The sequence below is a fragment of the Nocardia sp. CA-145437 genome (genome assembly GCF_050956485.1).
Lineage (GTDB): Bacteria > Actinomycetota > Actinomycetes > Mycobacteriales > Mycobacteriaceae > Nocardia.
The window spans coordinates 577,965-588,106 of record NZ_CP191204.1; the positions used below are offsets into that span (position 1 = coordinate 577,965).

Genomic DNA, 10,142 nt, shown 5'->3' on the forward strand with positions numbered 1-10,142 from the left:
GTTGCCGGTGGAGGTGCCCGATGAGCCACAGCTATCTGATCGCCCTCACCGGCAGCGGGGGAACGGTTCCGCCGGAGCTGGGGGTGGTGCGGCGGCTGGTGCGCCGGGGCCATCGGGTGACGGTGCTGGCGGAGGAATCGCTGGCCGAGGCGGTGGCCGCGACGGGCGCGCGGCTGCGCCCCCGGGCCGGGGCCGGATTCGCGCGCGACACCGCCGACGAGATCGACGCGAATCGGCCCGATCTGGTGCTGGCCTCCTTCTTCGCCTTCGGCGCCATGGTCGCCGCGCAGGCCTGTGAGACGCCGTTCTCGGTGCTGATCCCGGGTGTCTATCCGCTGCCGGTGGAGGGCGGTCCGCCGCCGGGCACCGGCTTCGCGCCCGCGCACGGACCGGTCGGGCGGCTACGTGACCGTTTGGTTGGTTCGCTGGTGCAGCGGCGCTGGGACGAGGAGCTGCTACCCAAGCTCAACGCCCTGCGCTCGGATTTCGGGCTGGAACGTCTGGCGCACTACCAGGATCAGGCGCGACTGGCCCGCCGCCAGCTCGTCTTGTCCAGTGCCGCTTTCGATTTCCCCGGTCAGGGACCCGACGGGGTGCGCTGGGTCGGCCCCATCCTCGACGAACCCGACTGGGTCGCCGACACCACCTGGACTCAGACCGACGGCGGCGATCCGCTGGTGCTGGTCGCGCTGTCCACCACGTTCCAGCGTCAAACCGACTGCCTGCAAAGAATTTCCGAGGCGCTGGGCCAGCTACCCGTGCGCGGCGTCATCACCACCGGACCCGCGATCGATCCCGCCGAACTCCGTGTGCCCCATAATGTGTCGGTCCTGCGCGACGCCCCGCACCGCGAGATCATGCGCCACGCCAGCCTGGTCGTCACCCACGGCGGCCACGGCACGCTGATGAAATCCTTCGCCGCCGATCTGCCGGTCGTGGTCCTCCCGCACGGTCGCGACCACGCCGACAACGCCGCCCGCGTCCGCGCTCACGACGCCGGAATCGTTCTGCCGCGCACCGCCACTCCGCAGCGCATCGCCCGCGCCGTCCGGCACACCCTGCGCACCCCGGCCCACTATCGCGCCGCCGCCGAACTGGGCCGCGCCATCCGCCGCGACGCGCGCGGCGAGGCGCTGCTGCGCGAGCTGGAGCCGTCGCCCGAACACCCCGAACAGGTGGGGGAGCGAGTCTTCTCGGTCCGCGAACTCGAGTCCTGAGCATCCGCGCGACACCGGAGGTTTGGCCGAATTTCGCGCGCCACCGGCCGGATATGGCTGGCACGCTGCGGTTTCTCTGTTTAGCGTGAGCCGCATGGATTTCCTGGCCGTTGTGCGCGAGAAGTTGAACGAGTTCGGCGAACTGATCACGCCGGAGGTCGAGCTGTCCACGCCCGTCCCGTCCTGCGGCGACTGGACCTTCTACGACCTGGCCGACCATGTCGGTCAGGGGAATCTGTGGGTGACCACCGCGGTCCTGGAGCAGCGCGGGGACTTTCAGGGCGAGCCCGCGCCCGAGGACCCGGTGGGACTGCGCACCTGGTACGACGGCACGGCGAAGGCGATGATCGACGCGCTGTCGGTCGATCCCGAGACTCCGGCCTGGACCTTCACCTCGCAGATGCCGCGCAAGGTCGGCTTCTGGCAGCGCCGCCGCGCGCAGGAAACCCTCATGCACCTGTGGGACGGCCAGAATGCGCTGGGCACGGCCGAGGCGTTCGAACCGGCGCTCGCCGCCGACGGCGTGACCGAGGTGTTCGAACTGTTCGCGCCCCGCATGATCCTGCGCGGCCTGGCGAGCGAGCCGACCGCGGGGATCAGCCTGCGCGCCACCGACACCGGCGACAGCTGGACCTACGGCCCGGGCGCGCCGGTGGCCGAACTCTCCGGCACCGCGTCCGATCTGCTGCTGGCGCTGTGGGCTCGCAAGGAGCTCGACGACGCCGCACTGAGCTGGCAGGGGAACTGGGCGGAGGGCAAGCAGGTGCTCGCGGGCCCGCTGGTGCCGTGACGGCGTAAACCGTTCCACAGCACGGAAAACCGCGAGGCGGTGACACGAAAACGGCGAGGCGGTGGCCGGTATGGGAGCCACCACCTCGCCGTCGGCCGCGTTTGCAGGGTCGGCCGAGTCGCCAGGCCCAACCGGGCCGTGGGGTCTCAGGGGCTTGCCCCCCGAGAGTGACGAGAGTTGTTCGTTCTTACTGCGCGGCGGCGAGCAGGGAGCCCAGGGCGCGCAGGTGATCGGTCGCGCCGCCGAGCGCGAACTCGTTGTGCTTGGCCGCCGTGAAGTACTGGTTCACGATGTGGTCGCGGTCGATGCCGACGCCGCCGTGCACGTGCACCACGGTGTGGGCGACGCGGTGTCCGGCCTCGGCGGCCCAGAACTTGGCGGTGTGCACCTCGGCGGTGGCGGGCAGGCCCTCGGCGATCCGCCAGGCCGCCTGCTGCACGGCCAGGCGCACGCCCTGCACGTCGATGTAGCCGTCGGCGAGGCGCTGGGCCACGGCCTGGAAGCTACCGATCTTGCGGTTGAACTGCTCGCGCTCGCGGGCGTAGTCGGCGACCAGTTCCAGGCCCTTCTCGACGACGCCGAGCTGGGTGGCGGCCAGGCCGAGCCAGGCGCGCTCCAGCAGCCAGGTCAGGATCTCGCCGCCCTGTTCGAGGGTGCCCACCAGTTCGGCGGGGGTGCCGGCGAATTCGACCTCGGCCTCGGGGGAGCGGTCGGTGACGATCTGGTCCTCGACGCGCACCGAGGTGTGTGACGGGTCGACCAGGAAGACGGCGGGGGCGCCGTCGACGGTGGCGGACACCAGGATTCGCGCCGCCTGACGGGCGAAGGGCACGGTGGTCTTGAGGCCGGTGAGCTGCCAGCCGTCGCCCGCGATGGCGGTGGTGACGGGCTTGGCCGGCTCCCAGTTGCGCTCCTCGCTCAGCGCGGCGGTGAGGATGACCTCGCCGGTCGCGGCCTGGGCGGCCAGCTCGCGCTGGGCGGCGGAACCGAACTGCGCGAGCGCGCCCGCGCCGAGCACGATCGACCACAGGTAGGGCACGGGGGCGACGGACTTGCCGATCTCGCGCAGGATGGCGGTCTGCTCGAGCACGCCGAAGTCACTGCCGCCCACGCTCTCCGGCAGGGCCGCGGCCAGCACGCCGGTCTCGGCGAGCGAGCCCCACAGGCCGGCGTCGAAGCGCACGGTGCGGTTGCCGTCGGCGTCGGTGTTCTTGTCGAGCTCACGCAGCCGGTCGGCGGTGACCAGCTTGCCGGTGACCTCGGCGGTGAGGCGGGCCAGATCCTGCTGCGCCTCGGTGAGGGTGAAATCCATGATGGGTACCTTGGTTTTCGTGCGATGTGAGGGTCAGGCCCGGAGGTGGCAGCGTGCGTAACCACGGAGGGCCCGCTCACATCGCTGATGGGCACAGCTAGCGCGCGGCGGCGGGCTGCTTGAGGGCGGTCATGGCGATGATGTCGCGCTGCACCTCGTTGGTGCCGCCGCCGAAGGTGAGGATCAGGCAGGCGCGGTGCATGCGCTCGAGGCGGCCGCGCAGCTGCGAGCCCGCCGAGTCCTGGCGCAGGTAGGCCTGCGGGCCGAGGATCTCCATCAGCGCCCGGTAGGCCTCGGTGGCCAGTTCGGTGCCGTACACCTTGGTGGCGGAGGCGTCCCACGGCCGCGGCGCGGCGTCGCCGCCTTGGTCGGCGCGCGAGGCGATCTCCCAGTTGGTCAGCTTCAGGTATTCGACCTTGGCGTGGATGCGGGCCAGCGACACCTGCACCCATTCCTGGTCGATGACGCGCTGGCCGTTGGCGGTCTTGGTGTTGCGCGCCCACTCGGTGACCTGGGCGACGGCCAGGGCCAGCGGCGCGGAGGAGGTCAGCGCGACGCGCTCGTGGTTGAGCTGGTTGGTGACCAGCGCCCAGCCGCCGTTCTCCGGGCCCACCATGTCGGAGTTCTTGACCCGCACGTCCTGGTAGTAGGTGGCGGAGGTGTCCGGACCGGCCATGGTGTGCACGGGCGTCCAGGAGAAGCCCTCGGCGTCGGTCGGCATGATGAACATCGAGATGCCCTTGTGCTTCTTGGCATTCGGGTCGGTGCGCGCGGCCAGCCACACGTAGTCGGCGTAGGCGATGAGGGAGGTCCACATCTTCTGGCCGTTGATGATCCAGTCGTCGCCGTCGCGGACCGCGGAGGTGCGCAGCGAGGCCAGGTCGGTGCCGGCGCCGGGCTCCGAATAGCCGATGGCGAAGTGCAGCTGACCGGCGGCGATCTTGGGCAGGAAGAACTTCTTCTGCTCCTCGGTGCCGTAGTGCATGATGGTCGGCGCGACCGAGTTGATGGTCAGGAACGGCACCGGGGCGCCGGCGATGGCGGCCTCGTCGGTGAAGATCAGCTGATCCATGGTGGACCGGTCCTGGCCGCCGTACTCCTTGGGCCAGCCCAGGGCGAGCCAGCCGTCGCGGCCCATCTCCTCGACGACCTCGCGGTAGACATTGCCCTCGCCGTACTCTCCGGTCTGGGCCGAAAGCGCTTGCCGCCGTTCGGGAGTGATGAGCTTGGTGAAATAGTCACGCAGCTCGGCACGCAGCTGTTCCTGTTGCGGCGTGTAGGCGATACGCATAGCAGTACCTCTAGCCTTCGTTTCTCGGTTCTGCCGATCATCGCACGCGAGTGAAACATGTTCCAGTATTGGTTGCGGTTAGGGCTACTTTGCTGTTCTGGGCGGGGGTCTGCTTGTTAGGCTCGGGCAGAACCTGTGTTGAAGGAGAGAACTATGAAGGTCATCGTCGATTTCGATCAGTGCGAAGCGAACGGGATCTGCGTTGGAATCGCCCCTGACGTGTTCGATCTCGATGACGACGACAACTTGCACGTCAACGAGGTCGCGGTCACCGAGGACAACCGCAAGGACATCGAGTCGTCCGTGGCGCAGTGCCCCAAGGCCGCGCTGAAGCTGGTCTGAGGCCAGCCCCGCCCGCCGGGGCCGGTCCTTGCCCGGCGGGTGGAACACGTTCTAGAGTCGCCCTCGTGAGCGAATCTGATGTGAGTCTTTCCGGCCGGGTTGCCGTCGTTACCGGTGCCGGCGCCGGGCTCGGCCGGGCCGAAGCCCTCGAGCTGGCCCGCGCGGGCGCGTCGATCATCGTCAACGACCTTGCCGAGAACGACGCGGTCAGCGCAACCCTCGCCGATATCCGGGCGCTGGGCGTGAAGGCGGAGTTCGTCGGCGGCAGCATCGCCGAGCGGTCCACCGCCGATGCCATCATCCGTACCGCGGAGGAGTCCCTCGGCGGCCTGGACATCGTGGTCAACAATGCCGGGATCACCCGGGACAAGATGTTGTTCAACATGTCCGACGAGGACTTCGACGCGGTCGTCGCCGTGCACCTGCGCGGGCACTTCCTGCTGACCCGCAACGCGGCCGCCTACTGGCGTGCCAAGTTCAAGGAGACCGGTGCCCCCGTCTACGGGCGCATCATCAACACGTCCTCCGAGGCCGGTCTGCTCGGCCCCGCCGGTCAGGCGAACTACGGTGCTGCCAAGGCCGGTATCACCGCGCTGACCCTGTCCGCGGCCCGGGCGCTGGAGCAGGTCGGTGTGCGCGCCAACGCGATCGCCCCCCGCGCGCGTACCGCCATGACGGAGAACGTCTTCTCCGCGGCTCCCGACGAGGGCCCGGACCCGCTGTCGCCCGATCATGTCGCGCGCCTGGTGGCCTTCCTGGCCTCCCCGGCGGCCGAGAAGATCACCGGTCAGCTGTTCGTCGTCTACGGTCCGATGGTGGCCCTGATGGCGGCCCCCGTCGTCGAGCAGCGCTTCGACGCCGTCGGCGAGTTCACCCGCGAGGGCCTGGCCGAGACGCTCGGCGGCTACTTCGCCGAACGCGCGTCGGACGCCACTTTCTCGGCTTCCTCTCTGAAGGATCTGGGCTGAGGTTTTCACCTCGATTTCCCCGTATGGGGGCCGCGTGTCGTCTTGACGGACCCGGCCCCCGACCCTGCAGTTGATCGCGAGATCGAACATTGGTAGGAATGGGGATCAACTATGTGTGTCGCCTCACAATGCGGCATACGTCTGACGGTTAGGCTCACCTGAACATGTTCTTGAAACTGGACACCGGTTCAGAAAGAGGGCCTGTTCAAAGCATTGGAAACCTTCCCGAACCGTATGAGAACGTGTTCTAATCTTCGGCGGGACCGAGATCACATTCAGATTTCGGTTGCTATCGCTAGGCAGGGGCAGGAGGAATAGCGGGAATGAATGAAGTCCTTGCCGTACCGCTGCGGGCGGTCGGAGGGTTCTTCGAACTCGCCGGCGCGGTCGCTCGCGCTGCAGTACGGCCCCCGTTCCAGCGACGGGAATTCATCGATCAGTCCTGGTTCATCGCCAGGGTCTCCATGTTTCCCACGCTGATGGTGGCGATTCCGTTCACCGTGCTCGTGGTCTTCACGCTCAACATTCTTTTGCGCGAGATCGGTGCGGCCGACCTCTCGGGCGCGGGTGCGGCGTTCGGTGCGATCACCCAGATCGGCCCGATGGTCACGGTGCTCATCGTGGCCGGCGCGGGCGCGACGGCCATCTGCGCCGACCTCGGCGCCCGCACCATCCGCGAAGAGATCGACGCGATGAAGGTGCTCGGCATCGATCCGATTCAGCGCCTGGTGGTTCCGCGCGTGCTGGCCTCGATGTTCGTGGCCTTCCTGCTCAACGGCTTGGTGTCCGCCATCGGCATCCTGGGCGGCTTCGTGTTCTCGGTCTTCTTGCAGGGCGTGAACCCGGGCGCGTTCGTCAACGGCATCACCCTGCTGACCCATCTCCCGGAGCTCGTCATCTCCGAGGTGAAGGCCATGCTGTTCGGTCTCGTCGCCGGACTGGTCGCCTGCTACCTGGGCCTGAACGTCAAGGGCGGTCCCAAGAGTGTCGGCGACGCCGTGAACCAGACGGTCGTGTTCGCCTTCATGGCGCTGTTCGTCATCAACGTCGTGATGACCGCCATCAGCATCAAGTTCGCGGCGCGGTGATCAGATGGCTTTCGTAATCCAATCTCGTTTTCCCAAGGTGACCAAGCGCTTTCAGCGCTTCACCGAGGCGCTCGACTCGGTCGGCAAGCACGCGGTGTTCTACGCGCGCTCGATCGCGTCGGTGCCCAAGGCGCTGGTGCACTACCGCACCGAGACCATCCGGCTGATCGCCGAGATCTCGATGGGCACCGGCGCTCTCGCGGTCATCGGCGGCACCGTCGTGATCGTCGGCTTCCTGACCCTGGCCGCCGGTGGCACCATCGCCGTGCAGGGCTACAGCTCGCTCGGCAATATCGGCGTCGAGGCCCTCACCGGCTTCTTCGCGGCGTTCATCAACGTCCGCATCGCGGCACCGGTCATCTCGGGCATCGGCCTGGCGGCGACGCTGGGCGCGGGAACCACGGCACAATTGGGCGCCATGCGCGTCTCCGAAGAGATCGACGCCCTCGAGGTGATGGCCATCCGGCCCATCCCCTTCCTGGTGGGCACTCGCATGCTGGCGGGCATCCTCGCCATCATCCCGTTGTACTCACTGGCGGTCATCGCCTCGTTCATCGCCTCGCGTTTCGCGACGGTGCAGATCTACGGGCAGTCGGCCGGTGTGTACGACCACTACTTCTCGACCTTCCTGATCCCCAGCGACATCCTCTGGTCCTTCGCGCAGGCGATCTTCATGGCCATGGCGGTCATGCTGATCCACACCTACTACGGCTACAACGCCGCGGGCGGACCGGTCGGCGTAGGCGTGGCGGTAGGTAATGCGGTGCGGGCCTCGCTGATCGCAGTCGTCACGGTGACGCTGATGATGTCGCTGGCCATCTACGGCACCTCCGGCAATTTCCATCTCTCCGGGTAGGGGCGGGACGAACATGGTCCAACAACAAGGCGGGACGGCGAGCCCGATCGGCTCGCCGTTCGTCCAGAAGCCAGCGCCGAAGCGCTACCTCGACCAGGGGTGGGTGGTCCGGCTGGCCGGCGCCGGCCTGGTGCTCGGCCTGGTCGCCGTAGTCGTGTTCTGCCTGGTGAGTTTCGCCGGCGGTTTCACGAATACCGCTATGGTGACCGTCAATTCGCCGCGCGCGGGTCTGGTCATGGATCGCGACGCCAAGGTGAAGATCCGCGGTGTCGAGATCGGCCGGGTCAAGTCGATCGACGAGACGCCCGAGGGCGCGCGCATCGAACTCTCCATGGATCCGGACAAGCTGAAGCTGGTGCCGGCCAACGCGACCGTGGACATCAACTCCACCACCGTGTTCGGCGCGAAGTACATCAACTTCATCGAGCCGCAGAACCCGTCGGGGCAGCTGCACGCGGGAGCCGTGGTGCAGGCCGATGGCGTGACCGTCGAATTCAATACGCTGTTCCAGCATTTGAGCGATGTGCTCAACAAGGTGCAGCCGGAGAAGCTGAACGCCACGCTGACCGCGCTGGGCACCGCCCTGCAGGGCCGTGGCGAGAAGCTGGGCCTGCTGCTGTCGGACAGCGACGAGTTCCTCAAGCAGATCAATCCCTCGCTGCCCACGTTGCAGGAGGACCTGCGCAAGACCGCCTCGGTCACCGGCACCTACTCCGACACCGTCGGGGACCTGCTGCGCGTCACCGACAACATGCAGGTGACCGGCAAGACCATCACCGATGAGCAGGCGCGCGTGGACGATCTGCTGACCAACCTCATCGGGTTGGCCGATACCTCGAACTCGGTGCTGAAGCCCAGCGAGAACGATCTGATCAAGTCGCTGAACCTGTTGCGGCCCACCACGGATCTGCTGTTCGAATACCGGTCGGCGCTGTACTGCACCATCATGACCTTCGGTATGAACGTGCCGCTGATGGACGAGCTCATCGGTGGCAGGTACCCGGCCTTCTCCATGAACGCGGGCATCATGCCCAGCGGTACGCCGTACCAGTTCCCCGAGGACCTGCCGAAGGTGAACGCCACCGGCGGCCCGCACTGCGAGAACACCTTCGACCTGACGGGCGGTCAGAAGGCCAACTTCCTGATGACCGATACCTCGGAGGGCCACATCTGGGCCCCGGCCACGCAGCCGCATCCGTCCAAGACCGTCTTCGAGATCCTGTTCGACCAGCTCCCGGGGGTCGGTAAGAAGTGAAATTCAAACCACACGCCACCACCGTCAAACTCAGCGTTTTCGGCATCGCCATGCTGCTGATCCTGGCGCTGCTGGTGGTCGTCTTCAGCCAGATGCGGTTCGCCCGGGAGACCGGCTATCGCGCGGTGTTCACCTCGTCCTCGGGCATGCTGCCCGGGTCGAAGGTGCGGATCGCGGGCGTCCCGGTCGGTTCGGTGAGCCGGGTCTACGTCGGCAAGGACCACCAGGCGCACGTCGAGTTCGACGTGGACCGCAAGTACAAGCTCTACGCCAGCACCAAGGCGGCCATCCGCTACGAGAACCTGGTCGGCGACCGCTACCTCGAACTGATGGACGGCCCGGGCACCGCGACCCCGCTCCGCTCCGGCGGCTCCATCGATCTCGACCACACCCAGCCCGCGCTGGATCTGGACATGCTGCTGGGCGGGTTCAAACCGCTGTTGCGCGGCTTGAATCCGACCCAGGTCAACAGCCTGACCGAGGCGCTGCTGCAGATCTTCCAGGGACAGGGCGGCACGCTGGTCTCGCTGCTGAACAGCGGCGGCGACTTCGGCAAGACCCTCGCCTCGCGCGATGCCCTGATCGGCAGCGTGATCGAGAACCTGAAGACGGTGCTGGCCACCATCGACGACCGTGACAAGGCCTTCGGCACCACCCTGGACGAATTGCAGCGTCTGGTCAGTGGATTGGCCGCGGACAAGGACCCGATCGGCGCGGCCCTGCCCCGGATCGCCGGAGCCACCGGTGATCTCACCGAACTGCTCAAGGCGGCCCGGCCGGATCTGAAGAACACGGTGGAGCAGTTGGGCCGCGCGGCAACGGTTCTCGACGACGGCCGCGACGAGTTCCAGACGGTGCTCTCGGCGCTGCCGAGTACCTACAAGAAGCTGACCCGCATCGGTGCCTACGGATCGTTCCTGAACATCTACGCGTGCAGCACCGACATCATGTTCACCGGGCCCGACGGCAAGGACGTGCGTCTTGCCCTGCCCGGCAGCCAGTTCGACGGGAGGTGTGGATAGT

The 10,142-nt window shown here is 67.4% G+C and carries 10 protein-coding genes; 8 read left to right on the top strand and 2 right to left on the bottom strand.

All coding sequences use genetic code 11. The features are described from left to right. The first annotated feature begins 20 nt into the window (after positions 1 to 20). Both ACQPYY_RS02705 and ACQPYY_RS02710 read left to right on the top strand, forming a co-directional pair. Positions 21 to 1,217 (top strand): glycosyltransferase, encoded by a 1,197-nt coding sequence (locus ACQPYY_RS02705; protein ID WP_379105962.1) that lies wholly within the window; start codon positions 21 to 23, stop codon positions 1,215 to 1,217. 94 nt (positions 1,218 to 1,311) lie between these two features. Continuing rightward, positions 1,312 to 2,007 carry a maleylpyruvate isomerase family mycothiol-dependent enzyme gene (locus ACQPYY_RS02710; protein ID WP_433592654.1) on the top strand — a complete coding sequence of 232 codons (696 nt, stop codon included), beginning with the start codon at positions 1,312 to 1,314 and terminating at the stop codon, positions 2,005 to 2,007. 187 nt (positions 2,008 to 2,194) lie between these two features. Here ACQPYY_RS02710 and ACQPYY_RS02715 read toward each other — a convergent pair whose 3' ends face one another. Next, entirely contained in the window at positions 2,195 to 3,319 is a 1,125-nt protein-coding gene (locus tag ACQPYY_RS02715; RefSeq protein ID WP_433592655.1) for an acyl-CoA dehydrogenase family protein, read from the bottom strand. Positions 3,320 to 3,416: 97 nt separating this feature from the next. Continuing rightward, entirely contained in the window at positions 3,417 to 4,610 is a 1,194-nt protein-coding gene (locus ACQPYY_RS02720; RefSeq protein WP_357282739.1) for an acyl-CoA dehydrogenase family protein, read from the bottom strand. A gap of 153 nt (positions 4,611 to 4,763) precedes the next feature. Between ACQPYY_RS02720 and ACQPYY_RS02725 the strand changes: the two genes are divergently transcribed. From ACQPYY_RS02725 to ACQPYY_RS02750, 6 genes are all read left to right on the top strand, one after another. Continuing rightward, the gene (locus ACQPYY_RS02725) at positions 4,764 to 4,952 is read left to right on the top strand and encodes a ferredoxin (protein WP_213558270.1); all 189 of its coding nucleotides are present in this window, start codon (positions 4,764 to 4,766) and stop codon (positions 4,950 to 4,952) included. A gap of 65 nt (positions 4,953 to 5,017) precedes the next feature. Continuing rightward, the gene (locus tag ACQPYY_RS02730) at positions 5,018 to 5,920 is read left to right on the top strand and encodes a 3-oxoacyl-ACP reductase (RefSeq protein ID WP_379105955.1); all 903 of its coding nucleotides are present in this window, start codon (positions 5,018 to 5,020) and stop codon (positions 5,918 to 5,920) included. Positions 5,921 to 6,243: 323 nt separating this feature from the next. Further along, positions 6,244 to 7,008, top strand: coding sequence for an MlaE family ABC transporter permease (locus ACQPYY_RS02735; protein ID WP_357282736.1), 765 nt, complete (start codon positions 6,244 to 6,246; stop codon positions 7,006 to 7,008). Between the two features lie 4 nt (positions 7,009 to 7,012). After that, entirely contained in the window at positions 7,013 to 7,864 is an 852-nt protein-coding gene (locus tag ACQPYY_RS02740) for an MlaE family ABC transporter permease (RefSeq protein ID WP_379105952.1), read from the top strand. A 13-nt stretch (positions 7,865 to 7,877) separates the two neighbouring features. Then, a complete protein-coding gene (locus tag ACQPYY_RS02745; protein WP_379105950.1) occupies positions 7,878 to 9,119 on the top strand; it encodes an MCE family protein in 1,242 nt (413 codons plus the stop codon). Continuing rightward, positions 9,116 to 10,141, top strand: coding sequence for an MCE family protein (locus ACQPYY_RS02750; protein ID WP_379105948.1), 1,026 nt, complete (start codon positions 9,116 to 9,118; stop codon positions 10,139 to 10,141). The genes ACQPYY_RS02745 and ACQPYY_RS02750 overlap by 4 nt, the downstream gene beginning before the upstream one ends. Position 10,142 lies beyond the last annotated feature (1 nt).

What these genes read in the sequence shown, in the direction of transcription:
- ACQPYY_RS02720 (WP_357282739.1), bottom strand. Translation starts at nt 4,610, where the DNA reads ATGCGTATCGCCTACACGCCGCAACAGGAACAGCTGCGTGCCGAGCTG.
- ACQPYY_RS02740 (WP_379105952.1), top strand. Translation starts at nt 7,013, where the DNA reads ATGGCTTTCGTAATCCAATCTCGTTTTCCCAAGGTGACCAAGCGCTTT.
- ACQPYY_RS02710 (WP_433592654.1), top strand. Translation starts at nt 1,312, where the DNA reads ATGGATTTCCTGGCCGTTGTGCGCGAGAAGTTGAACGAGTTCGGCGAA.
- ACQPYY_RS02735 (WP_357282736.1), top strand. Translation starts at nt 6,244, where the DNA reads ATGAATGAAGTCCTTGCCGTACCGCTGCGGGCGGTCGGAGGGTTCTTC.
- ACQPYY_RS02725 (WP_213558270.1), top strand. Translation starts at nt 4,764, where the DNA reads ATGAAGGTCATCGTCGATTTCGATCAGTGCGAAGCGAACGGGATCTGC.
- ACQPYY_RS02705 (WP_379105962.1), top strand. Translation starts at nt 21, where the DNA reads ATGAGCCACAGCTATCTGATCGCCCTCACCGGCAGCGGGGGAACGGTT.
- ACQPYY_RS02745 (WP_379105950.1), top strand. Translation starts at nt 7,878, where the DNA reads ATGGTCCAACAACAAGGCGGGACGGCGAGCCCGATCGGCTCGCCGTTC.
- ACQPYY_RS02715 (WP_433592655.1), bottom strand. Translation starts at nt 3,319, where the DNA reads ATGGATTTCACCCTCACCGAGGCGCAGCAGGATCTGGCCCGCCTCACC.